The organism is Rhodoferax sp. GW821-FHT02C08 (genome assembly GCF_059421805.1).
Map to the genome: position 1 here is coordinate 243,266 of NZ_JBWKVR010000006.1, position 23,617 is coordinate 266,882.

General features: G+C 56.7%; 20 protein-coding genes. 3 read left to right on the forward strand and 17 right to left on the reverse strand.

Going from position 1 to position 23,617, the window contains the following annotated elements:
- Window positions 1–12 precede the first annotated feature (12 nt).
- Genes AC07VY_RS10095 through AC07VY_RS10105 form a run of 3 tightly spaced genes read right to left on the reverse strand, consistent with a single transcriptional unit; the run spans window position 13 to window position 3,494 of the window.
- Complete coding sequence (locus AC07VY_RS10095) at window positions 13–1,380, reverse strand: HlyD family secretion protein (RefSeq protein ID WP_495097307.1); 1,368 nt, start codon at window positions 1,378–1,380, stop codon at window positions 13–15.
- A gap of 46 nt (window positions 1,381–1,426) precedes the next feature.
- The gene (locus tag AC07VY_RS10100; protein ID WP_495097308.1) at window positions 1,427–2,947 is read right to left on the reverse strand and encodes an efflux transporter outer membrane subunit; all 1,521 of its coding nucleotides are present in this window, start codon (window positions 2,945–2,947) and stop codon (window positions 1,427–1,429) included.
- A complete protein-coding gene (locus tag AC07VY_RS10105) occupies window positions 2,937–3,494 on the reverse strand; it encodes a MarR family winged helix-turn-helix transcriptional regulator (protein ID WP_495097309.1) in 558 nt (185 codons plus the stop codon). The genes AC07VY_RS10100 and AC07VY_RS10105 overlap by 11 nt, the downstream gene beginning before the upstream one ends.
- 77 nt (window positions 3,495–3,571) lie before the next feature.
- Here AC07VY_RS10105 and AC07VY_RS10110 point away from each other — a divergent pair, with 77 nt between their 5' ends.
- From AC07VY_RS10110 to AC07VY_RS10120, 3 genes are all read left to right on the forward strand, one after another.
- Entirely contained in the window at window positions 3,572–5,377 is a 1,806-nt protein-coding gene (locus AC07VY_RS10110) for an ABC transporter transmembrane domain-containing protein (RefSeq protein ID WP_495097310.1), read from the forward strand.
- A 125-nt stretch (window positions 5,378–5,502) separates the two neighbouring features.
- Entirely contained in the window at window positions 5,503–7,695 is a 2,193-nt protein-coding gene (yccS, locus tag AC07VY_RS10115; RefSeq protein ID WP_495097311.1) for a YccS family putative transporter, read from the forward strand.
- Between the two features lie 110 nt (window positions 7,696–7,805).
- Window positions 7,806–9,113 (forward strand): Glu/Leu/Phe/Val family dehydrogenase, encoded by a 1,308-nt coding sequence (locus AC07VY_RS10120; protein ID WP_495097312.1) that lies wholly within the window; start codon window positions 7,806–7,808, stop codon window positions 9,111–9,113.
- Window positions 9,114–9,149: 36 nt separating this feature from the next.
- Here AC07VY_RS10120 and AC07VY_RS10125 read toward each other — a convergent pair whose 3' ends face one another.
- From AC07VY_RS10125 to AC07VY_RS10190, 14 genes are all read right to left on the reverse strand, one after another.
- Window positions 9,150–9,617, reverse strand: coding sequence for a DUF1178 family protein (locus AC07VY_RS10125; protein WP_495097313.1), 468 nt, complete (start codon window positions 9,615–9,617; stop codon window positions 9,150–9,152).
- A 6-nt stretch (window positions 9,618–9,623) separates the two neighbouring features.
- Window positions 9,624–10,223 (reverse strand): NUDIX domain-containing protein, encoded by a 600-nt coding sequence (locus AC07VY_RS10130; RefSeq protein ID WP_495097314.1) that lies wholly within the window; start codon window positions 10,221–10,223, stop codon window positions 9,624–9,626.
- 79 nt (window positions 10,224–10,302) lie between these two features.
- The gene (locus AC07VY_RS10135) at window positions 10,303–10,605 is read right to left on the reverse strand and encodes a DUF2818 family protein (RefSeq protein WP_495097315.1); all 303 of its coding nucleotides are present in this window, start codon (window positions 10,603–10,605) and stop codon (window positions 10,303–10,305) included.
- A gap of 37 nt (window positions 10,606–10,642) precedes the next feature.
- Window positions 10,643–12,130, reverse strand: coding sequence for an NADH-quinone oxidoreductase subunit NuoN (gene nuoN, locus AC07VY_RS10140; protein ID WP_495097316.1), 1,488 nt, complete (start codon window positions 12,128–12,130; stop codon window positions 10,643–10,645).
- A 25-nt stretch (window positions 12,131–12,155) separates the two neighbouring features.
- Window positions 12,156–13,628, reverse strand: coding sequence for an NADH-quinone oxidoreductase subunit M (locus AC07VY_RS10145; protein WP_495097317.1), 1,473 nt, complete (start codon window positions 13,626–13,628; stop codon window positions 12,156–12,158).
- A gap of 12 nt (window positions 13,629–13,640) precedes the next feature.
- Window positions 13,641–15,701 carry an NADH-quinone oxidoreductase subunit L gene (nuoL, locus tag AC07VY_RS10150; RefSeq protein ID WP_495097318.1) on the reverse strand — a complete coding sequence of 687 codons (2,061 nt, stop codon included), beginning with the start codon at window positions 15,699–15,701 and terminating at the stop codon, window positions 13,641–13,643.
- A gap of 6 nt (window positions 15,702–15,707) precedes the next feature.
- Window positions 15,708–16,016 carry an NADH-quinone oxidoreductase subunit NuoK gene (nuoK, locus tag AC07VY_RS10155; RefSeq protein ID WP_490590185.1) on the reverse strand — a complete coding sequence of 103 codons (309 nt, stop codon included), beginning with the start codon at window positions 16,014–16,016 and terminating at the stop codon, window positions 15,708–15,710.
- Window positions 16,016–16,675, reverse strand: a complete 660-nt coding sequence (locus AC07VY_RS10160) for an NADH-quinone oxidoreductase subunit J (RefSeq protein WP_495097319.1) — start codon at window positions 16,673–16,675, stop codon at window positions 16,016–16,018. Before AC07VY_RS10160 ends, nuoK begins: the two co-directional genes overlap by 1 nt.
- A 48-nt stretch (window positions 16,676–16,723) precedes the next feature.
- Entirely contained in the window at window positions 16,724–17,236 is a 513-nt protein-coding gene (gene nuoI, locus AC07VY_RS10165; RefSeq protein WP_495097320.1) for an NADH-quinone oxidoreductase subunit NuoI, read from the reverse strand.
- 12 nt (window positions 17,237–17,248) lie between these two features.
- Window positions 17,249–18,331, reverse strand: coding sequence for an NADH-quinone oxidoreductase subunit NuoH (gene nuoH / locus AC07VY_RS10170; protein WP_495097321.1), 1,083 nt, complete (start codon window positions 18,329–18,331; stop codon window positions 17,249–17,251).
- Window positions 18,328–20,472, reverse strand: a complete 2,145-nt coding sequence (gene nuoG, locus AC07VY_RS10175) for an NADH-quinone oxidoreductase subunit NuoG (protein ID WP_495097322.1) — start codon at window positions 20,470–20,472, stop codon at window positions 18,328–18,330. The genes nuoH and nuoG overlap by 4 nt, the downstream gene beginning before the upstream one ends.
- 14 nt (window positions 20,473–20,486) lie before the next feature.
- Window positions 20,487–21,839, reverse strand: a complete 1,353-nt coding sequence (gene nuoF / locus AC07VY_RS10180; protein WP_495097323.1) for an NADH-quinone oxidoreductase subunit NuoF — start codon at window positions 21,837–21,839, stop codon at window positions 20,487–20,489.
- Window positions 21,839–22,342, reverse strand: coding sequence for an NADH-quinone oxidoreductase subunit NuoE (gene nuoE / locus AC07VY_RS10185; protein ID WP_495097324.1), 504 nt, complete (start codon window positions 22,340–22,342; stop codon window positions 21,839–21,841). The genes nuoF and nuoE overlap by 1 nt, the downstream gene beginning before the upstream one ends.
- Before the next feature lie 7 nt (window positions 22,343–22,349).
- Complete coding sequence (locus tag AC07VY_RS10190; protein WP_495097325.1) at window positions 22,350–23,603, reverse strand: NADH-quinone oxidoreductase subunit D; 1,254 nt, start codon at window positions 23,601–23,603, stop codon at window positions 22,350–22,352.
- Between the last annotated feature and the right edge of the window lie 14 nt (window positions 23,604–23,617).

Below are 23,617 nucleotides of genomic sequence, written 5' to 3' on the forward strand. Positions count from 1 at the left end.
GCCGCAGCCGGCTTATTGCACCTGTGCAGGAAGGGACGCGGCGGCCAGGGCCGCAGGTGCTTCAACCGCCTTGGAAGCCTTGGGCACATCATTGCGCGCCACCACGGCACGGCCACCCAGGTTGGCAGCGATCACGCGCTGCACTTCCAGGTCGGCGCCCTTGTCGGTGGGGGCGGCCAGCCTGGCCAGCGATGCGCTGCGCGGCGCATCGGCCAGCATCTTGCCGTCTTGCTTGGTGACATCGATGGTCGCGTCCATGGACAGGCCCACGCGCAGGGGGTTGTCCACCAGTTGCTTGGCGTCCAGGGCGATGCGCACCGGCACGCGCTGCACCACCTTGATCCAGTTGCCGGTGGCGTTCTGCGCCGGCAGCAGGGCAAAAGCAGCGCCGGTGCCCACGCCCAGGCCTTCCACCGTGCCGGTGTATTCCATCTTCTTGCCGTACAGGTCGGCGGTTAGCTTCACGGGTTGGCCGATACGGATATTGCGCAGCTGCACTTCCTTGAAGTTGGCGTCCACCCAGACCTGGTTCAGCGGGATGATGGACATCATGGGCGTGCCGGCGGCGATGCGCTGGCCGAGTTGCACCGTGCGCTTGGCCACATAGCCGTCCACCGGCGCCACCACGGCGGCGCGCTGGGATGCCAAATATGCCTCACGTACGCGGGCGGCGGCGGCCAGCACATTCGGGTGCTGTTCGACGCTGGTGCCTTCGGTCATCGCCTGGTTGCTGGCCAGTTGCTCTTGGGCTGCAGCCACGCCGGCCTGGGCCGAGGCCACGCTGGCCTGCACAGTAGACAGGCCCGCCTTGGCGTTGGCCAGCTGGGTCTGGGCGTGGCTGAGTTCTTCCTTGGACACGGCGCCGTTGCCAGTCAAGGACTGGCGGCGGCGCAGGTCATCGGCGGCACGCTCCACCTCGCTCTGGGCACGGGCAATGTCGGTCTGGCTACGCGCCACATCTGCCGTACGCTGGGCCACCTGGGCCGAGAGCGCGGAGTTGTTGGCGTACAGGGTACGCACCTGCCGCACGGTCTGGGCCAGGTTGGCTTCGGCCTGGTCGAGTGCCAGCTTGGCATCAGCGGGGTCGAACTGCACCAGAGGCTGGCCGGCCTTCACGAAGTCGGTGTCGTCAGCCATGATGGTCATCACGTTGCCGCTGACCTGGGGCGTGATCTGGATGATGTTGCCCTGCACATAGGCGTTATCGGTGTTCTCGTAATGACTGGCAATGACGGCGTCGTAGGCAGCCCAGCCCAGCCCAGCCAGCACCACCACGCTGGCGATGGTGATCAGCGCCTTCTTGCGCTGGGGATTACCGGCGGGGGCAGTAGAAGCAGTAGGGGTTTCGGAGGCAGCGGGAGTATTTACGGATTCGGTCATGGTGTTCACCTGCGTTCAATAAGGTATGAGTAGGGAGGGACAGAGCTCAGCGCACGAGCCCATTGTTTTTTGCATCCGATGGGGCGCTGGCGTACTGGCCATCTGCCCCGGCCGCTGCGTTTTTTGCAGCATCCTGGCTTGCATCCATTTGGGCTTCGGAGTAGCCACCGCCCAGTGCGCGCACCAGGGCGACCTGGGTGTCCAGCGCACGCGCGGCCAGGTCTACCTGGGTACGGCGTTGGTTCAGCACGGCGGTTTCGGCGCTCAGTACGTTCAAGTAGTTGCCCAGGCCGGCGCTGTAGCGCTGCACGGCGATCTCATACGCCGACTCGGCTGCCTGCTGGGCGGCACGCTGTTCGACCTGCTGGCGGGTGATGGACTGCTGCGAGGCCACCTGGTCGGCCACATCGCGTACGGCGTCGATCAGGGCGGCGTTATAGCTTTCCACCGCGGCGTCCAGGTCAGCCGTCTTGCCCTTCAGGCCGGCACGCAAATGGCCTGCGTCGAATATGGGCAGATGGATGGCCGGGCCTATGCCCCACTGCCGGCTACCCGATTCCAGCAGCTTGTCCAGGCCAATACTGGAAAAGCCGGCAAAGCCCACCAGGTTGATATTGGGATAGAACTGGGCCTTGGCGCTGGCCACGTCCGAGCTGGCCGCCTCCACGCGCCAGCGGGCGGCGGTGATGTCGGCACGGCGGCCCAGCAGGTCGGCCGGCACGGCAGCGGCAGACGCTATGTTCTTAATAGCATCTAGCGCAGGTAGATTCTGCGCCAGCGCCAGATTTGGCTGACCTACCAACGCAGCCAGGGCATTGCGCGTCAGGGCGATCTGCTCTTGCACGGCTTCGACCTGCTGGCGCGCCTCGGGCAGACTGCCCTCGCTTTGGCGCAGCTCCAGGCGCGTATCCAGGCCGGCGCTGACGCGGTCGCGCACCAGGTTCAATAGCTCGGTGCGCTGGGCCAGGGTGCGATTGGCCAAGCCCAGCTGAGCGTTCAGGCGCAGCAACTGGAAGTAGTTGCGGGCCACCTGGCTGGCCAGCAGGACGCGGGCGGCCTGGGCGTCGGCCTGGGCGGCCTTGGTCTGGCCCACGGCGGCGTCCAGCGCAGCGCGGTTCTTGCCGAAGAAGTCCAGCTCCCAGCTGGCTTCGAGCTGGGCGGTGCCCGAGTCATAGATATTGCCGGCCAGGGGCGCGGGATACAGGCCGTTGGCGGTGTAGAGCTGGTGCGTGGCATCCACGCCGGCATTCACCTTGGGCAGCAGTGCCGAGTGGGCCACGTCGGTACCGGCCTGGGCGCGGCGCACACGGGCCTGGGCGAGTTGCAGACTGGGGCTGGATTGCAGGGCCTGGGTGATGAGGCTGTCCAACTGGGCATCCTGGAAGCCCAGCCACCATTGCGCATCTACTGCTGTGGCCTGGGCACTGGCATCCAGCCCCAAGGACTGGGGCGTGCGCAGTTGCGCTTCAGGCTTGATGCCGGAATAGTTGGCGCAGGCAGCCAGGCCGGCCAACAGGGTAGCGGCCAGCGCAAAACGTGGCAGGCGGTGGATCGATTTACTGCGCATCTTTTTCTCCGGCGGTATTGTTTGCGTGTGCCTGTACGGCGGCGGCGTTATCCAGAATGCGTTGCAAAAAGCTCTTCAGGGTTTGCCATTCCTCGCGGCTGAAACCGGACAAATAGGCGTTGTGCACATTGCTGAGCACCGCGGGCACGTCCTTCACGGCTTCGCGGCCGGCATCGGTCAGCGCCAGATTGACCACGCGGCGATCCTGCTCGGAGCGCTCACGCTGGCACAGGCCCTTGGCTTCCAGGCGGTCCAGCAGGCGGGTCATGCCGCCCGCGTCCAGGGTGCACTGGCGGGCCAGCTCAGCTACCGTGGAGGCATTGGTATAGGCCAGCTTGAACAGCGGCTTCCACTGGGCATTGGTCAAGCCACTGGGCTCGAACTGACGCTCCATCTCCTGCGTGAAGGCAGCCACCACGCGGGACATCAGATGGCCCACGCTGTCGCCTCCGGCAACATAGTTGTCAGGTTGATAAAAATCGACCGGCGGCGGTAAGGGGGCGACGCTGGTCGCGTTCACGGCGTCTGAAGAGTTATTTGCAGTCATGGTCAAATATTAATTGCCTAGACAATTAATGTCAAGTCTTTGTTTGTTGCATCATCAACTATGGCTACACTCCGGGTATGGCAACCTCCCCCTCCTCTTCCCAAGCCGCCAAAGGCTCTCCGCGCTCCCTGTCCGGCCTGCTGCCGTTCTTACGGCCCTACCGCGGGCGGATCGCACTGGCCATCGTCTTCCTGATCCTGGCGGCGGGCGCCACGCTAGCCTTTCCGCTGGCGCTGCGCTCGCTGATCGACCAGGGCCTGGTGACGCAGGGCGCGGACGGCGGTGTGGACCGCGGGGCGCAAATCATGGCGCTGCGCAACCATTTCTTCGAACTGTTCGCGGTGGCAGCGGCGCTGGGCCTGTTCTCGGCGGCGCGCTTCTACACCGTGAGCTGGCTGGGCGAACGCGTCACGGCCGACATCCGCAACGCCGTCTACGCCCATGTGCTGAAGCAAAGCCCGCAGTTCTTTGAAACCACCCAGACCGGCGAGGTGCTGTCGCGCCTGACGGTGGACACCACCCTGGTCCAGACCGTGGTCGGCTCGTCGCTGAGCATGGGCTTGCGCAATGCGGTGATGGGTGTGGGCGCTTTGGGCGTGCTGGTCTGGACCAACCCGCTGGTGATGACCCAGGTGTTTGGCGTGCTGCTGCTGATCGTGCTGCCCAGTGTGTGGTTTGGCCGCCGGGTGCGCAAACTGTCGCGCGCCAGCCAGGACCGCGTGGCCGACAGCAGCGCCATCGCCGCCGAGGTGCTGAACGCCATTCCCGTGGTGCAGGCCTATACCGCCGAGGGGCGCGAAGCGCGCCGCTTCAACGACTCCACCGCCGCCGCCTTCCAGACCGCCGTGGGCCGCAGCAAGGCACGTTCGGTGCTGGTGGCGTTCATCATCACCGCCACCTCCGGCGCGCTGCTGTGGGGCCTGTACCAGGGAACGCAGGCGGTGCTACAAGGCAGCATCTCGGCGGGCCACCTGGGGCAGACCGTGGTCTACGTGATCATCCTGGCGGGCGCCACCGCCGTGCTGGGCGAGGTGTATGGCGATGTGTTGCGCGCCGCCGGCGCCAGCGAGCGGCTGATGGAACTGCTGGCCACGGAGTCGCCCATACAGTCCGCACCGAATGCGGCTCCTACGCAGACAACATCTGCGGGAAGCGCTATCAATTTAGAAGCAATCGAGTTCCGCTACCCATCGCGCCCGCTGCAGCCGGCGCTGAGCCAGTTCAACCTGGATGTGGCACCCGGTGAGACCGTGGCCCTGGTGGGCGCCAGCGGCGCAGGCAAGAGCACGGTGCTGCAACTGCTGCTGCGCTTCTACGACCCGCAGGCCGGCAGCATCCGTATCAACGGCGTGGACACGCGCGCCATGGATCTGCAGGACCTGCGCCAGCACATCGGCATCGTGCCGCAGGACGCGGTAATGTTCTCCACCAGCGCGCTGGAAAACATCCGCTACGGCCGGCCCGATGCAACCGATGCCGAGGTGATGGCGGCCGCCGAGTCGGCCTTTGCCCACGGCTTCATCACCGCCCTGCCCGATGGCTACAACACCTTCCTGGGTGAACGCGGCGTGCGCCTGAGCGGCGGCCAGCGCCAACGCGTGGCGATTGCCCGCGCCATGCTGAAAAACGCCCCGCTGCTGCTGCTGGACGAGGCCACCAGCGCACTGGACGCCGAGAGCGAGCGCATGGTGCAGGCCGCGCTGGAATCCGCCATGCGTGGCCGCACTACCCTGGTCATCGCCCACCGGCTGGCCACGGTACAACAGGCCGACCGCATCGTGGTGCTGGACCATGGGCATATCGTGGAGCAAGGCACGCACGCCGAGCTGGTCGCAGCCGACGGCGTCTACGCCCGGCTAGCCGCCCTGCAGTTCACGAGCTGAAGTCGCCAGCGCACGGGCTCTGGCACGCCATTTGCGACACGGTTTATTTGCATAAAATATGCCTCCAGCGCAGTATTTATCTGCGCCAGCAGCTATTTTTTAGATAGCAACCCGTGTAAAGCCCTATGCCCTTCTTCCCGCTGCCCCAGTTCTTGCGCCGCCTCTGGGCGCTGGACACCTTCCCCTACAGCCTGCGCATCTTCATCGCGCTGAGCACCACCATGGCTGTGGGTTGGGAACTGGACGAGATGGCGCTGGTGATGCCTATCTTTCTGGGCACCATCGCCTCGGCCCTGGCCGAGACTGACGACAACTGGCGCGGCCGCCTGCACGCCCTGCTGGTCACCCTGCTGTGCTTCACGCTGGCGGCCTTTACCGTACAGTACCTGTTTCCACACCCCTGGCTGTTCCCCTGCGCGCTGGTGCTGGCCACCTTCTGCCTGACCATGCTGGGCGCCATCAGCCCGCGCTACCAAGCGATTGCCTATGGCACGCTGATTCTGTCGATCTACACCACCATCGGCATGGACCAACGTGGTGGCTCGGCCAGCGCGTTCTGGCTGGAGCCCATGCTGCTGGTGGGTGGCGCGGCCTGGTACGGGCTGCTGTCGGTACTGTGGTGCGCCTGCTTTCCGCACCAGCCGGTGCAGCAGAACCTGGCGCAGCTGTACCGCGTGCTGGGCGACTATCTGCGGTTGAAGGCCTCGCTGTTCGAGCCCGTTCGCGGCATCAACCAGGAGGTCAAACGCCTGGCCCTGGCGCAACGCAATGGCACGGTGGTCAACGCGCTGAACACCGCCAAGGAAAGCATTCTGAACCGCCTGGAGGCCGCGCCCAGCCGGCCACTGCAGCACTATCTGCGGCTGTACTTCATCGCCCAGGAGGTGCACGAGCGCGCCAGCTCATCGCACTCGCCGTACAGCGAGCTGACCGACACTTTCTTCCACAGCGATGTGCTGTTCCGCTGCCAGCGCCTGCTGACGCTGCAGGGCAATAGCTGCAACCGCCTGGCCCGTGCCATCCTGCTGCGCCAGACCGTGCGCGAAGACAGCGCAGGCAACCAGGCCCTGCAGGACCTGCAAGACTCCCTGGCGCATCTGGAAGGCCACCAGCTGGCGCAAACTGCCGCCTGGCAGCGCCTGCTGGCACCCCTGCGCGCCCTGGCCAAGAACCTGGGCACGCTGCAGGCCCGGCTGGCCCGCGCCAGCCTGCCTGACGACAACACCGAGCCGCAGGACGACAGCCTGCTGGATCGCTCGCCGCAGTCGCTGCGCGAAGCGGTGGACCGCATACGCCTGCAGCTGACGCCCTCGGCCCCACTATTCCGCCACGCGCTGCGCCTGAGCATTGCCCTGGCCGTGGGCTACGGCCTGTTGCACTGGGTGCATGCCCGCCAGGGCTACTGGATTCTGCTGACCACGGTGTTCGTCTGCCAGCAAAGCTTTGGTGCCACCCGCAAGCGCATGGCGCAGCGCATCAGCGGCACTCTGCTGGGCCTGGTGGCGGGCTGGGCGCTGTTCCGGCTGTTCCCCAGCCTGCTGCTGCAAGCGATGTTTGCGGTGGCGGCCGGCGTGGTGTTCTTTAGCACGCGTACCCGGCGCTATATGCTGGCCACGGCCGCCATGACGCTGCTGGTACTGCTGAGCTTCAACCAGCTCGGCGACGGCTACCAGCTGATCGTGCCGCGCATGGTGGACACGCTGCTGGGCAGCCTGATTGCCGGGCTGGCGGTGTTCCTTATCCTGCCCGATTGGCAGGGCCGGCGCATGCACGTGGTGGCCGCCCGCACGCTCACCACCTGCCATGCCTATCTGCGCGAAATCATGGCCCAGTACCAGACCGGCAAGCGCGACGACCTAGCCTACCGCCTGGCCCGGCGCAACGCGCACAACGCCGATGCCGCGCTGTCCACCGCGCTGTCGAATCTGTTCCAGGAACCCGGCTTTCTGCAGGGCCGGGGCGATAGTGGACTGCGCTTTTTGCTGTTGTCACACACGCTGCTGAACTATCTGTCAGCCCTGGGTGCGCACCGTGAAACCCTGGCCGAAGCCACCGGCGACACGCCCACTGCGCAGGCGGCCAGCCTCGCGCAGCGCGTGCTGGAGCAACTGGCCAACAGCCTGGCCAACAGCCAACCGCTGGCTCCAGCAGACGCATCCGAGCCCATCTTGTTGGAAATGCTGCAGCGCACACCCGAGGACGCACCACCGGCCCAGCGCGTCGTGCACACCCAGTTGGCGCTGATTTACCAGCTGCTGCCCCAGCTGCGCGTGCAAGCTGAACAGCTGCTGCAGCTGGATGGCAAGCCGGCCGTGTAACGGCTTTGTTCTCTTTATGCATTAAACACATAACATGCATAGAACCTGGCGTTAGACAAAGGCACAAGGCGGTTCTAAGCTCGCGGCTTCAACGTCCATCAAGGAATTTCATGTTGCAAGTACCGTCCACCACGGCCCCGACCGTGCACTCGCTGCCCTCTTACCTGAACGCCGACCACCTCGGTCCCTGGGGCATCTTTCTCAAGCAGGTTGACCGGGTGGAGCCCTATCTGGGCAACCTGGCGCGCTGGGTTGAAACCCTGAAACGCCCCAAGCGCATTCTGGTGGTGGACGTGCCGATCCACCTGGACGACGGCACGGTGCGCCATTTCGAAGGCTACCGCGTGCAGCACAACACCTCGCGCGGCCCAGGCAAGGGCGGCGTGCGCTTTCACCAGGACGTGACCTTGTCCGAAGTGATGGCACTGTCAGCCTGGATGTCGATCAAGAACGCGGCCGTGAACGTACCCTACGGCGGCGCCAAGGGCGGCATCCGCGTGGACCCCAAGACCTTGTCACGCGGCGAGCTGGAGCGCATGACGCGCCGCTACACCAGCGAGATCGGCATCATCATCGGCCCCAACAAGGATATTCCGGCGCCGGACGTGAACACCAACGAGCAGATCATGGCCTGGATGATGGACACCTATTCCATGAACCAGGGCTCAACAGCCACTGGCGTGGTGACCGGCAAGCCGGTGGACTTGGGCGGTTCACTGGGGCGCCGTGAAGCCACGGGCCGCGGCGTATTCACCGTAGGCGTGGAAGCCGCCAAGCATATCGGCTTGGACGTATCCACCGCCCGCGTGGCCGTGCAAGGCTTTGGTAACGTGGGTGGCGTAGCGGGCAAGCTGTTTGCGGAAGCCGGCGCCCGTGTGGTGGCCGTGCAAGACCATGGCGGCACCATCTACCGCGAAGCCGGCTTGGACGTACCCAACCTGCTCAAGCATGTGCAAGCCACAGGCAGCGTGGGTGGCTTTGAAGGCGCGGAAGTCATCAGCAATGACAAATTCTGGGAAGTGCCCTGCGACATCCTGATCCCGGCCGCCCTGGAGCAACAAATTACGGCGGCCAACGCCGGCCGCATCCAGGCCCGACTGGTGATCGAGGGCGCCAACGGCCCGACCACGCCGGAAGCGGACGACATCCTGCATGAACGCAACATCCTGGTACTGCCCGACGTGATCGCCAACGCCGGCGGCGTGACGGTGAGCTACTTCGAATGGGTGCAGGATTTCTCCAGCTTCTTCTGGGACGAAGACGAGATCAACGCCCGCCTGGTGCGCATCATGAAGGAAGCGTTCTCTGCTGTCTGGCAAGTCGCGCAAGACAACAAGGTCAGCCTGCGTACCGCCACCTTCATCGTGGCTTGCAAACGCATTCTGCACACCCGCGAACTGCGCGGCCTGTACCCCTGATGCCAGAGCGGGGGCCAACGGCCCCTGCCACGGGTATTACTGCAAACGGCCTTTGAAGCCGGCAGGGATGGGCAAAGGCAATACGTCTATGCCCTCGTCCAGCAATGCCTCGGTTTCTTCAGGCGAGGCCTGGCCGAGGATGTTGCGCGCCTCGCTCTCGCCGTAGTGCATCTTGCGCGCTTCTTCGGCAAACTGGGAGCCTACGTCTTCCGTGTTGTCCAGCACATGGCGCAGCAGCTTCATCCAGGCCACTTGGGGCTCAGACGCCGCCGGTAAAGCCACATCGGTGCCCGCAACCTTTGCTGGCTCAGCCGAGTTGGCTGTCGGGGTTTGCGTCGCACCCAGATTCAAACGCGGCGCACTCAACATCTTGGTGATATGGGTGTCACCGCACATGGGGCATTCCACCAGGCCTCTGCCAAGCTGGCTCTGAAAGTCGTCCTCCGAGCCAAACCAACCTTCAAAGCTGTGCCGGTGCGCGCACTGAAGATCCAGAACTTTCATATGGACTCAGTCGACGGCCACCAACGCGTCGGCAGTCTGCCAGTCCAGAGACCAGGCACCCGATGCCACGTTCTGCAACCACAGTGCAGCCGTCAGCGTTTTGCCGTCCGTAACCTGGCCATCGCGGCACCATTGCAACAGCTCGGGCAAGCTCGCCGTGAAAACATCCAGAAACTCACCAGCGTCCAGCTTGCGCTCGCCAAGGCTTAGCCCGCGCGCAAACCAGATGTCAATGAACTCTGTCGAATAAGCAATCACAGGGTGCAACTGGCCGGCATGGGCCCACTCTGTGGCGGTATAGCCAGTTTCTTCCAATAGCTCGCGCTGCGCACAGTTGAACGTGGATTCGCCTGCGTCCAACTTGCCCGCCGGGAATTCCACCATCACCCGCTGCAAGGGATAGCGGTACTGGCGCTCCAACACCAAGCGTCCGTCGTTCAGCATGGGAATCACCATCACGGCGCCCGGGTGGTTCACATATTCACGCGTGGCGCTACTGCCATCCGGCAGCCGAACCGTATCGCGAAAAGCATGCAAAAAGCGCCCGCGCAGCAACTCCTCGCTATCGGTCTTGTGCTCGATCAAATGCTGGTCGTTGGATGGCATAAGGGTGCAGCAGATAAGGTGGCGAAGAAAGAATCAGAAAAGCCCTGCTGCAGGCAGCAAGCCATCATGGCAGTGTGGCTCAGCGACTGTGCTTGAGCAGATAACGGTAGACAAACCCTGGAAATGCGAGGGTCAAAAACAACGTTCCCGTGATGGCGTAAAACTCCCAGCCTTGGGATGCGATTTGTCCGGCGTGGTTCTCCAAAAACAAACCCAAACCGCCCACCAGCACATAGAGGAGCAGTAACTCGCCCAACCGAACGCCCAAGGATTTACCCCGGGACACGGATATCAAACCAAACAAACGTTGGCTCACAAAAGGCAAGTTGGCCGCACACAAGGCGGCCAACAAAACCAGCCAAACAGATACTGTTTGGGTCAACTCAATATCCAGCCAGCATAGGCAGCATCCAAGCCACTCAAGTACCCAGTGTCAACACGATGGAGCGTGCGCACAAGGCCATCAAACCACCAGGAACCAAACCCAGCAACAGAACCAACGCGCCATTCAGAGTCAATACAGCACGTACATCCAGTGGGGCTGATACCGTGCTGGCGGTAATGGGTGCGTCAAAGTACATCACCTTCACCACGCGCAAATAATAGAACGCGCCAATCAAGGACATGATCACGGCAAAAATTGCCAAAGCGATATAGCCGGTGTAGCCAGAGGCAATCAACGCTTGCAGCACCGAGAGTTTGGCGTAGAAGCCGACCATAGGAGGGATGCCAGCCATGGAGAACAAGCAGATGGCCATCACGGCGGCATACAAGGGACTGCGCTCATTCAAGCCAGCCAAATCAGAGATTTCTTCGCTTTCAAAGCCTTCGCGAGCCAGCAGCAAGATCACACCGAAGCCAGCCAGGGTGGTCAATACATAACTCACGACATAAAACATCGATGAGCTGTAAGCATTCGCGGCAGACAAGGTGTCGCCATTGACCACACCAGACAACAGACCCAATAAGACAAAGCCCATTTGAGAGATGGTGGAATAAGCCAACATGCGCTTCAGATTGGTTTGGGCCACGGCAGCCAGGTTACCCACCAGCAGGGAGCCGATAGACAACACCACCAGCATCTGTTGCCAATCTATCGCCAGAGGCAGCATGCCCTCTACCAACAAGCGGATCACGATGCCGAATGCAGCCAGCTTGGGAGCACCGCCGACCATCAAGGTCACCGCCGTGGGAGCGCCTTGGTAAACGTCTGGAATCCACATATGAAAAGGCACAACACCGAGTTTGAACGCCAAACCAGCAACCACAAACACCAGACCAAACACCAGCACCTGGTGCTTAACTTGCCCGGAAGCAATCACCTTGAATGCCTGGCCCACCTCCAGGGTTCCTGTTGCGCCGTACATCATGGACAAGCCGTATAGCAAGAAGCCAGATGCCAGCGCCCCCAACACAAAGTACTTCATGGCGGCCTCGCTAGCAGTAGCGTTGTCGCGGCGCAAAGCCACTAGCGCATAACTGGACAAAGTAAGCAGCTCCAGGCCCATGTAGATGACCAAGAAGTTGTTACCCGAAATCATCACACACATGCCCAACAGCGCAAACAAGCTGAGGGTGAACATTTCACCACCGCGCAGCATGTCACGATCGGCCGCATAAGGACGGCCATATACCAAGGTCACCATGACCGCAACCGTTGCAAAACATTTCAGCCAGTTGCCCATAGGGTCGCTGACCACCATATTGCCAAAGCCGTACAGCGTGGTATTGCCGCTGGCGTAGGAACCCTGCAGGAATGCAACGAAGGCCAGCGTGGCCATCGTCAAGATATAGGTCCCGGTTCTACGAGGGCTTTTCACACCCAGGTCGACCAAGGCAATAACACAGGTCATCGCCAACAAAATAATCTCTGGATAAACCGTAATCCAACTGATTGTGTCAATCATCTTATCGTTCTCAATTCAGTGGTGTTTACAACTTGGAAATCGCAACATGCTTGATCAAATCGGCAACCGAAGCGTCCATCACGTCGGTAAACGGTTTCGGATAAATCCCCATGGCGAGAACAGCAATTGCCAACAGCGCCAGCATCAAAAACTCGCGGGCATTGATATCCGTAAGTTCCTTGACATCGTCATTGGCCACGGGTCCGAGATACACCCGTTTAAACATCCACAAGGTATATGCAGCGCCAAAAATCAATGCGGTCGCCGCGCCAAAACCGATCCAGAAGTTGAACTTGATGGCACCCAAAATAACCATCCACTCACCCACAAAGCCCGCAGTGCCCGGCAAACCACAATTTGCCATGGCAAACAACAATGCAAACGCAGCAAACTTGGGCATGGTATTGATTACACCGCCGTAGCTTGCAATTTCACGTGAATGCACGCGGTCATACAGTACGCCAATGGACAAGAACATAGCAGCCGACACAAAGCCATGCGCAATCATCTGAACCAAAGCGCCCGAAATACCCAAGTCATTGAATATGAAGAAACCCAAGGTCACGAAACCCATGTGAGCGACGGATGAATACGCAACGAGCTTCTTCATGTCCTGCTGCACCATCGCAACCAAGCCGACGTAAATCACAGCGATCAAGGAGAAAGCGATCAACAACCAAGCCCATTGGTGAGCCGCATCGGGCGCAATGGGAAGTGAGAAACGCAGGAACCCGTATGCGCCCAGCTTGAGCATGATCGCAGCCAAGACGGCCGAACCACCGGTAGGTGCCTCCACATGCACATCCGGCAACCAGGTATGTACAGGCCACATGGGAACCTTGACGGCAAATGCAGCAAGAAAAGCAAAGAACAACAAGGTCTGCGTGCGGCTATCCAAGCGCAGCTGGTGCCAGGTAGCGATATCAAAGCTACCACCTGACTTCACGTACAAGAAAATCAATGCAACCAGCATCAGCAAAGAGCCTAGCAGGGTGTACAGAAAGAACTTGAAGGCTGCGTATATCTTGTTTGGACCACCCCAGATACCGATGATCAAGTACATCGGAATCAGAGTGGCTTCAAAGAATACGTAGAACAAAATCCCGTCGAGCGCACAAAACACACCGATCATCAATCCACTCAGGATCATGAAAGCGCCCATGTACTGGTTGACGCGGCGGGTAATTACCTCCCATCCAGCGATAACCACAACCACGTTGATAAACGCGGTCAAGATCACAAACCATACAGAAATGCCATCCACACCTAGGTGGTAGAAAACATTGAAGCGCTCAATCCAGCTTGCCTTTTCCACGAACTGCATAGCTGACGTCCCAAGTTGAAAACCTTGGTAAATCGGCAATGTGACTAGAAAACTCAGCAATGCACCAATCAGTGCAATCCAACGCACGGCCCGAGCATGCTCATCACGCCCCAGGGCCAAAAGTACAACGCCAAAGAATATAGGTATCCAAATAGCTAGGCTCAACAGTCCCATTTTTCTTTTCCCTTATTTGACGAGCCGGACCAAAGCCATAAACTGATCGTGCCAGACGAAATATGTCATCAATACAAAGACACCGGCAATCATGGCAAAGGCATAGTGGTAGATAAAACCGGTCTGCACCCAACGTACCAAGCCAGATACCCAGCCCACAATTTTCCAGGAACCATTGACCACAGCCCCGTCGATGATCACGCGGTCACCCACCTTCCACAGCAATGAGCCCAACAAACGCGCTCCACGAGCCAATACGTTTTCATTGAACCAATCCAAGTAATATTTGTTTTCAAGCAGCGTGTAAATTGGCTGGCAAGCACGCTTGATGGTCGCTGGCACGGCAGGATTGACCATGTACATGTAATAAGCAACCACCACACCGGCCAAGGCCAATATGAAAGGCAAAGAGGTCAAAGCATGGATAGCCATTGCCATGGGACCGTGGAAGCCCTTGGCCAACTCCTCCATTGCCGGGTGACGCTCCGCGTCTACAAAAATGGCCCCCTTGAAGAAATCACCGAACAACATCCGATCAATCGTCATCCATCCCAAAATCACAGAGGGAATTGCCAACAAGACCAAGGGCACAGTCACGACCAAAGGAGATTCATGGGGCGTATGCACCTCATGGTGACCGTGGTGGTCGGCATGATCATCATGGTGACCATGATGGGCGTCTGGATTTTGATCGAAACGCTCTTTGCCATGGAAGACCAGGAAGTAGAGACGGAAGGAATAAAACGCCGTCACAAACACGCCAGCCAAGACAGCAAATGAAGCAAAACCTGCACCGGGCAAATGGCTCTCTTGCACAGCTTCAATGATGCTGTCTTTGGAGTAAAAGCCGGAAAATAACGGAGTTCCGATCAGCGCCAAAGAGCCCAGCAACGAAGTAATCCACGTAATTGGCATGTAGCGACGCAGACCGCCCATCCAACGAATGTCCTGGTTGTGGTGAACGCCCATGATGACCGAACCAGCAGCCAAAAACAGTAGTGCCTTGAAGAAAGCATGGGTCATCAAATGAAACACGGCAACCGAATAGGCCGAAGCACCCAGTGCGACAGTCATATAGCCGAGTTGCGACAACGTTGAATACGCCACAACGCGCTTGATGTCGTTCTGAATAATGCCAAGGAACCCCATAAACAGCGCAGTAATAGCGCCGATGACCATAATGAAATTGAGCGCGGTATCGCTCAATTCAAACAGTGGAGACATGCGAGCGACCATGAAAATACCAGCGGTAACCATCGTCGCAGCATGAATCAATGCAGAAATAGGAGTCGGGCCTTCCATAGAGTCCGGCAGCCAAACATGCAAAGGAAACTGTGCGGACTTACCCATGGCACCAATGAACAAGCAAATGCAAATTACTGTAACCAGCATCCACTCAGTACCAGGGAACACAAGCTTGCTCAACTCATCGGCCTTCCCAAAAGCCTCTGCGTAATTCAAAGTACCAGCATAGGCAGCAATCAGACCAATGCCGAGAATGAAACCGAAGTCACCTACACGGTTAACCAAAAATGCCTTCATATTGGCAAAAATGGCAGTAGGCCGGTTAAACCAGAAACCAATCAACAAATAAGACACTAGGCCCACCGCTTCCCAGCCAAAGAATAGCTGAAGCATGTTATTGCTCATCACCAACATCAACATGGAGAATGTGAATAACGAGATGTAGGCAAAAAATCGGTTATAGCCTTCATCCTCCTCCATGTACCCGATGGTATAGATGTGCACCATGAGAGACACAAAAGTCACCACACACATCATCATCGCGGTCAGACCATCGACAAGAAATCCGACCTCCATGCGCAACCCACCAACCACCATCCAGGTGTAGAGAGTTTCACTAAAACGAGCTCCATCCAAAATAACGCTTTTGAGCGTCATAGCCGACAAGATGAAGGCAACGAATACACCCAGAATAGTCAGACTATGGCTAGCGCGCCGACCAATTAAATTGCCACCAAATGCGGTACCAAAAATACCGGCCAGAAGAGCTCCTGCAAGTGGGGCCAGTGGAACTGCAAGAAGAGTAGAAGCGGTAAGGGTTTGAGTCATTTCTTATTAACCCTTGAGCGCATTGAGTTCATCCACATTGATGTTGGACTTATTACGGAAGAGAAGCACCAGAATAGCCAGACCAATAGCAGATTCAGCAGCAGCCACCGTCAGGATAAAAAACACAAATATTTGCCCACGCATATCATTCAGATAGTACGAGAAAGCCACAAAGTTCATATTCACAGCCAAAAGCATTAGCTCAATTGCCATCAACAAAACGATAAGGTTTTTTCGATTCAGAAAGATGCCAATAACCGACAGGGCAAACAAGATTGCCCCCAGCGACAAAAAGTGACCTAGCGTTAACGTCATTATTTTTTCTCCACGCTCGCAACAACGACCGCCGCCGCCTCGGTTTGAACAGGTTGCGTCACTTTCATCTTGATAATTTCTACGCGATCACGCGCCTTCACTCGAACCTGATCAGATGGGCTGGCATGCTTACTATCCTTGCGCTGACGCAAGGTAAGTGCAATAGCAGCCACAATCGCCACCAGCAAAATAACCGCGGCTATTTCCAAGGGATACAAGTACTCGGTATACAACAGCTTCCCCAACTCTTTGGTATTAGAAAACTGAGGTACTACAGGCACTAAGGCAGCAGAATTGCGAGCCTCCTCCGTTAGACGGAATCCACCCATCAGCACGGCTGCCATCTCCAAAGCGATCAAAGCGCCAATAGCGGCAGCAAATGGGAAATGTTTCCAAAAGCCTTGTCGCATGGAATCGATATTGATATCCAACATCATCACGACAAAGAGAAACAGCACCATCACGGCGCCGACATAGACCAGTACCAAGGCTATGGCTAGAAACTCAGCCTTGAGCAAAATCCAAATCGCCGCAGCCTGGAAAAACGCCAATACGAGGTAAAGCGCTGCGTATACAGGGTTGCGCGATGTAATGACGCGAAACCCAGCGAACAACAACACCGCTGAGAAAAAGTAAAAAAGGCCAGTCTTAACGTCCATGGATCGATTCTTGTTTTATAGGATCAAAAGGATTGCGATCAGAGGATATCAACGGTATTTGGCATCTGCAGCACGGGCAGCTGCAATTTCCTTCTCATACCGATCACCAACGGCCAGCAACATATCTTTGGTGAAATAGAGATCACCACGCTTTTCACCGTGATACTCAAAAACATGGGTTTCCACGATTGAATCGACGGGGCAGCTCTCTTCACAAAAGCCACAAAAAATACATTTGGTCAGATCAATGTCATAGCGGCTGGTACGACGCGAACCATCAGCACGCACATCAGACTCAATCGTGATAGCCATTGCTGGACACACGGCTTCGCAAAGTTTGCAGGCAATACAACGCTCTTCACCATTTTCGTAACGACGCAAAGCGTGCAGACCGCGAAAGCGCGGCGATATGGGCGTCTTTTCCTCTGGGAATTGCACAGTAATCTTGCGCCGGAACGCGTGCTTTCCTGTAAGCGCCAAACCTTTGAAAAGCTCCACCAGCATAAAACTGGAAAGGAAATCTTTCAGTGAAAAGGCGGGAGAAGCCAATGTAGAAGACATGAATGACTCTCTTTACTTCCAGATATTTAACGACGTTTGCATCCACGCACCCACAACAACCAGCCACACCAAGGTAATTGGTATGAAAATCTTCCAACCTAGGCGCATGATTTGGTCATAACGAAACCGTGGGAAGCTGGCACGTACCCATAGAAACATAGTGACGACAGCAAATGTCTTGATGCCCAACCAAATCCAGCCTGGAATAAGATTGAACAACGCGCCGTCAATCGGAGAGAGCCATCCCCCCAAAAACATGATTACGGTCAAGATAGAAACCAGCCACATATTGGCGTACTCGGCCAAGAAGAACATGGCAAAGCTCATCCCAGAGTACTCCACCATATGGCCTGCAACAATTTCAGACTCTCCCTCAACCACGTCAAAAGGATGTCGATTTGTCTCAGCCAAACCGGAAATGAAATACACAACAAACACCGGTAACAAAGGCAGCCAATTCCATGAGAGGAATGTCAGGCCCTTGTCTGCAAACATACCCTTAGCCTGCCCCAACACAATGTCGGTCATATTCAAGCTGCCAGATACCATCAACACAATTACGAAACAGAAACCCATAGCGATTTCATAGCTCACCATCTGCGCAGAAGCACGTAGTGCGCCTAAAAAAGCATACTTGGAATTGGATGCCCAGCCGGCAATAATGACGCCATACACCTCCAAAGATGTAATTGCCATCAAAAACAGTAAACCTGCATTGATATTGGACAGCGCAACTTCAGGACCGAATGGGACCACCGCCCAAGCAGCCAAGGCTGGCATGATCGTCATAATCGGACCCAAGAAAAACAGCCCCTTATTTGCTACCGAGGGAAGAATAATTTCTTTGGTGAGCAGCTTCAGTGCATCTGCAATAGGTTGCAGTAACCCCAGAGGACCGACGCGATTAGGACCAATACGAATTTGGGTCCAGCCGATTGCCTTACGTTCCCACAAAGTAAGGTAAGCCACACATCCCATCAACGGCAGCAACACCGCAACGATCTTGATAAGCGTCCAGATAACAGGCCATGCACCAGCAGCCCACCAGTTCGCAGCAACCAGCCCCTGGCCAAAACCGAATATCGAATCGATCATGCCGTCACCTCATTCACGCTGGATGCACGACGAGCATCCGCAGTAAGCTGCAATGACGTAGCGCGGCGCACAATACCGTCTAATTGGTAAAGGCTTGCAACGGTCGGCGTAGCTACATTTGCAGAACTCAGATCCACGTTTGCCTGGGTTTTATTGCTCAGCATATCGACAGAAACACTTGCAGCACCAAGCAAACCCGTTGTCGCCAAGACATCCTGTGATGACTCGAAGTCAAAACCAGGAACCTTCAACAGGTTCGCCAATACACGCAAAACCTTCCATCCTGGTCGAGTTTCAGCCAACGGCCGAACCACCGCATGAAAACCTTGGATACGGCCTTCGGCATTCACAAAAGTACCTGCTGTCTCAGAAAATGGCGCAATAGGCAAAAGCACATCGCTGAACGCTAAGTTGGCCTTGAAAGGACTTAACGTAACCACCATTTCAGCTTTAGCCAGAGCCGATGCTGCATTAGCACCAGCTGCAGAATCAAACTCTGGCTCCGTATTCAAAAGCAGAACCGCCTTCAAAGCACCATTCAGCATGATCTGAGCGTTCAATCCGCCTTGCCCAGGAAGTGCATTGACCAATTGCGCACCCACGGTATTTGCTGCTTCCGTCAGATAACCAATAGAAGCACCAGTTTGCTCAGCAATCCAATTTGCCAAAGCAAGAATACTGGAAGCCTTGGCGTGATGTGCTGCAGCATTACCCAGCAACACGGCTTTTCTATCCCCCCCCAACAGAGACTTGGCAATTGCAATCGCAACCGCGGTTGCCTCACCCTTTGCAGGCGGAGCAACACCCTTTTCCGATGCAATTGCTACAGCAACATCAGCCAGAACCTGAACCCATTGCGCAACTGGCACCAGCGTGGAATAAGCCAAAGGCATGGCCCACGCGTCGGGCTGAGCCAACTCAACTTCAGAATTTATAGCACTCACAGCACAACCTTTGCGCGCCGCCTGGCGAATGCGTTGTGCAAATAAGGGATGATCCTTGCGCAGATTGGATCCCACCACCAGGACACGTTGCAACTGACTCAGACTTGCAATGGAAGTGCCCAGATAACGTACACCTTCGTTTGGAGCAAACTCAGCATTACGCATGCGATAGTCAATATTTTCACTACCCAAACCGCGTACCAACGCACCAGCAAGAACCAGTTCCTCAAGAGTACTGTGCGGGCTCACCAAAGCACCAATGGATGCAGCGCCGTGCTGTTCCTTGATCTGCTGCAGGCCATTAGCAACATATTCAAGTGCGGTTTGCCAATCTACCGACTTCCACTCCCCGCCCTGCTTCAGCATAGGCGCAGTAAGACGCTCGGTACTATTCAATGCCTCATAGGAGAAACGATCGCGATCAGCAATCCAGCATTCATTTACCGCTTCGTTTTCCAGCGGCACAACACGCATAACCTTATTGTTTTTAACTTGCACAACAAGATTTGCGCCCGTAGAGTCATGCGGGCTTACTGATTTGCGGCGTGACAACTCCCAGGTACGAGCGCTGTAACGGAAGGGCTTGCTGGTCAACGCACCGACAGGGCAAATATCGATCATATTGCCCGACAACTCTGAATCCACAGTCTCGCCCAGCACTGTCGTGATCTCGGAGTGCTCACCCCGGTGGATCATTCCAAGCTCCATCACACCTGCAACCTCTTGGCCAAAGCGCACGCAACGCGTGCAATGTATGCAACGGCTCATCTCCTCCATAGAGATCAAAGGACCCACATCCTTGTGGAAGACAACCCGTTTTTCTTCCTCGTAACGAGAAGAAGAGCCGCCATAACCCACAGCCAAATCCTGCAGTTGGCATTCACCACCCTGATCGCAAATAGGACAATCCAAAGGATGGTTGATCAGCAAAAACTCCATCACGGACTGCTGGGCCTTAATTGCCTTGTCGCTCTTGGTGCGAACAATCATTCCTTGTGTGACAGGCGTAGCACATGCAGGCATGGGCTTGGGAGCCTTTTCCACATCCACCAAGCACATACGGCAGTTGGCCGCAATACTTAACTTCTTGTGATAACAAAAATGCGGAATATAGGTTCCCGCCTTTTCAGCAGCATGCATAACCATGCTGCCTTCGACGATTTCCACCTTTTTGCCGTCGAGCTCGATTTCTACCATGTACTTTCCCTTGATCAGGCGTGCGCCGCAGCCTGTGGATTCTTGTTTTGGATCAACGCCTCGAACTCTGGGCGGAAATGCTTGATCATAGCCCGCACGGGCATGGCAGCAGCATCACCCAGCGCACAGATCGTGCGACCTTGGATGTTGTCGGCCACCGAGTTCAGCAGGTCTAAGTCGGTCGCCCTGCCCTCCCCTCGCCATATGCGGTCGATCACACGCCACATCCATCCCGTACCTTCCCGGCACGGCGTGCACTGACCGCAGGACTCATGCGAATAGAAGTATGACAAGCGCAGCAAGCTTTCCACCATACTGCGAGAGTCATCCATCACAATCACGGCGCCAGAACCCAGCATCGAACCTGCTTTGGCAATGGAGTCATAGTCCATGGTGCACTGCATCATGATGTCTGCAGGTAGCACAGGCGCAGAAGACCCTCCAGGAATTACGGCCTTCAAACTACGGCCTTTGCGAACGCCGCCCGCCAATTCCAGCAATTTGGAAAATGGCGTTCCCATTGGAATTTCGTAATTGCCAGGACGCTCTACATCGCCACTCACAGAGTAGATCTTTGTGCCGCCATTGTTAGACTTACCGCATTCCAAATAGGCTTGACCACCATTGCGGATGATCCAGGGAACGGCAGCAAAGGTTTCTGTATTGTTGATGGTCGTGGGCTTTCCATACAAGCCAAAACTTGCAGGGAATGGAGGTTTGAAACGCGGTTGCCCCTTCTTACCTTCCAAGGACTCCAGTAACGCTGTTTCTTCTCCGCAGATATAGGCACCGAAGCCATGTGAAGCATGCAGTTGGAAAGTGTAGTTACTTCCCAAAATATTGTTGCCTAAAAGCCCCGCACTGCGCGCCTCTTCAAGCGCCTCTTCGAAGCGCTCATAGGTTCCAAAAATTTCACCGTGGATATAGTTGTACCCAACAGAGATCCCCATTGCATACGCAGCAATCGCCATACCTTCGATCACGATATGCGGGTTATATTGCATGATGTCGCGGTCTTTGCAGGTCCCAGGCTCACCCTCGTCTGAGTTGCACACCAGGTATTTCTGCCCCGGAAATTGACGTGGCATGAAGCTCCACTTCAACCCCGTAGGGAAACCTGCTCCACCTCGGCCACGTAACGCGGATTCCTTGACTGTCGCAATCACCTGATCCTGGGTCAGACCTTCACCACCGTCTTTTCCCAAAATCTTGCGCAACGCCTGGTATCCACCGCGGGCTTCATAGTCCTTCAAACGCCAATTACTACCATCCAGATTTGCAAAAATCTGGGGATTAATATGCCGATCATGGAAACAGGTCTGAACACCTGTAGCCTTGAACTGAGAAAGGATTTGTTCAGCAGACATTACTTAGCCTCCACTGGCAGCACACTGGATGCACGCAATCCATCCACCAACTGATCCAACTTATCGTTGCTCATAAAGCTGCACATGGTACGGTCGTTCACCAACATGACCGGAGAATCTGCACACGCGCCCAGACACTCACTTTGCTGCAAAGTAAACAAACCGTCAGGGGTTGTTTCATTCATGGCAATACCCAACTTGTGCTCAAGATGCTTCAATGCCTTGGCACCATCTCGCAACTGACAGGGCAAATTGGTGCACACGTTGAGCTTGAAGCGGCCTGTCGGCGCTTGGTTGTACATGTTGTAGAAGGTCGTCACTTCATGCACGGCAATCTGCGGCATATCCAGATATTCGGCCACGACCTTCTCACTTTCAGCGCTTACATAGCCAAGCTCTTGCTGAACAATAGAAAGGCAAGCCATTACAGCGGATTGCTTTTGGTCAGACGGAAACTTCGCCACTTCGCGGGCGAAACGGGATTTTGTTGCTTCAGAAATCATGTGTGCATCACCTGTCAATTTCGCCGAACACAATGTCCATCGTGCCGATCACAGCAACAGCATCGGCAATCATGTGCCCGCGAGACAACTCATCCATTGCAGCCAAGTGCGCAAAACCGGGTGCACGAATCTTCAGCCGATAAGGCTTGTTGGCACCATCGCTAACCAAGTAAATACCGAACTCACCCTTAGGGTGCTCCACGGCGGCATACGCCTCACCCATCGGTACGTGGAAACCTTCCGTGAAAAGTTTGAAATGGTGGATCAACTCCTCCATATTCGCCTTCATAGACTCACGTGCAGGCGCAGCAACTTTGTGGTTGTCGGTAATAACCGGACCAGGATTCACACGTAACCAATCTACGCACTGCTTGATGATCCGGTTTGATTCGCGCATTTCCTGGACTCGAACCAGGTAACGGTCATAACAATCCCCCGTCTTACCAACAGGAATATCAAACTCGACCTTGTCATAAGCATCGTAAGGCTGCTTTTTACGCAAGTCCCATGCAACACCGGAGCCTCTCAGCATTGCGCCCGAGAAACCTAGGTTTAGAGCACGCTCGGGAGTCACCACCGCAATGCCAACCGTACGCTGCTTCCAGATACGATTTTCCGTCAGCAAGGTTTCGTATTCATCAACGCACTTTGGGAATCTGGTGCAAAAATCGTCAATGAAATCGAGCAAACTGCCCTGGCGATTTTCATTCAACTTTGCCATGGTCTTCGCATTTTTGATGCGACTGGCCTTGTATTGCGGCATGGTGTCCGGCAGATCACGGTACACACCGCCTGGACGGAAGTAAGCCGCATGCATACGCGCACCACTCACCGCCTCGTACATATCAAACAGATCTTCACGCTCGCGGAAGCAATAGATCAGTACGTTCATCGCTCCACAGTCTAGGCCGTGCGCACCCAACCACAGCAGATGGTTCAATAAACGGGTGATCTCCGCAAACATCACGCGGATGTATTGCGCACGCAGCGGCACATCAATGCCCATCATTTTTTCGATGGCAAGACAGTAAGCCTGCTCATTCGCCATCATTGACACATAGTCAAGACGGTCCATATAGGGCAGCGACTGGATAAAAGTCTTGGATTCGGCCAACTTTTCAGTGGCGCGGTGCAACAAACCGATATGCGGGTCCGCGCGCTGGATAACCTCGCCATCCAACTCCAAAACCAAACGTAAAACGCCGTGCGCGGCCGGATGTTGGGGCCCAAAATTGAGCGTGTAATTCTTGATTTCAGCCATGAGCTATCCTGCGC

Bases quoted from the DNA above. Each gene is read 5' to 3' on its own strand.
- AC07VY_RS10095 (WP_495097307.1), bottom strand. From the start codon at position 1,380: ATGACCGAATCCGTAAATACTCCCGCTGCCTCCGAAACCCCTACTGCT.
- AC07VY_RS10100 (WP_495097308.1), bottom strand. From the start codon at position 2,947: ATGCGCAGTAAATCGATCCACCGCCTGCCACGTTTTGCGCTGGCCGCT.
- AC07VY_RS10105 (WP_495097309.1), bottom strand. From the start codon at position 3,494: ATGACTGCAAATAACTCTTCAGACGCCGTGAACGCGACCAGCGTCGCC.
- AC07VY_RS10110 (WP_495097310.1), top strand. From the start codon at position 3,572: ATGGCAACCTCCCCCTCCTCTTCCCAAGCCGCCAAAGGCTCTCCGCGC.
- yccS (WP_495097311.1), top strand. From the start codon at position 5,503: ATGCCCTTCTTCCCGCTGCCCCAGTTCTTGCGCCGCCTCTGGGCGCTG.
- AC07VY_RS10120 (WP_495097312.1), top strand. From the start codon at position 7,806: ATGTTGCAAGTACCGTCCACCACGGCCCCGACCGTGCACTCGCTGCCC.
- AC07VY_RS10125 (WP_495097313.1), bottom strand. From the start codon at position 9,617: ATGAAAGTTCTGGATCTTCAGTGCGCGCACCGGCACAGCTTTGAAGGT.
- AC07VY_RS10130 (WP_495097314.1), bottom strand. From the start codon at position 10,223: ATGCCATCCAACGACCAGCATTTGATCGAGCACAAGACCGATAGCGAG.
- nuoN (WP_495097316.1), bottom strand. From the start codon at position 12,130: ATGATTGACACAATCAGTTGGATTACGGTTTATCCAGAGATTATTTTG.
- AC07VY_RS10145 (WP_495097317.1), bottom strand. From the start codon at position 13,628: ATGGGACTGTTGAGCCTAGCTATTTGGATACCTATATTCTTTGGCGTT.
- nuoL (WP_495097318.1), bottom strand. From the start codon at position 15,701: ATGACTCAAACCCTTACCGCTTCTACTCTTCTTGCAGTTCCACTGGCC.
- nuoK (WP_490590185.1), bottom strand. From the start codon at position 16,016: ATGACGTTAACGCTAGGTCACTTTTTGTCGCTGGGGGCAATCTTGTTT.
- AC07VY_RS10160 (WP_495097319.1), bottom strand. From the start codon at position 16,675: ATGGACGTTAAGACTGGCCTTTTTTACTTTTTCTCAGCGGTGTTGTTG.
- nuoI (WP_495097320.1), bottom strand. From the start codon at position 17,236: ATGTCTTCTACATTGGCTTCTCCCGCCTTTTCACTGAAAGATTTCCTT.
- nuoH (WP_495097321.1), bottom strand. From the start codon at position 18,331: ATGATCGATTCGATATTCGGTTTTGGCCAGGGGCTGGTTGCTGCGAAC.
- nuoG (WP_495097322.1), bottom strand. From the start codon at position 20,472: ATGGTAGAAATCGAGCTCGACGGCAAAAAGGTGGAAATCGTCGAAGGC.
- nuoF (WP_495097323.1), bottom strand. From the start codon at position 21,839: ATGTCTGCTGAACAAATCCTTTCTCAGTTCAAGGCTACAGGTGTTCAG.
- nuoE (WP_495097324.1), bottom strand. From the start codon at position 22,342: ATGATTTCTGAAGCAACAAAATCCCGTTTCGCCCGCGAAGTGGCGAAG.
- AC07VY_RS10190 (WP_495097325.1), bottom strand. From the start codon at position 23,603: ATGGCTGAAATCAAGAATTACACGCTCAATTTTGGGCCCCAACATCCG.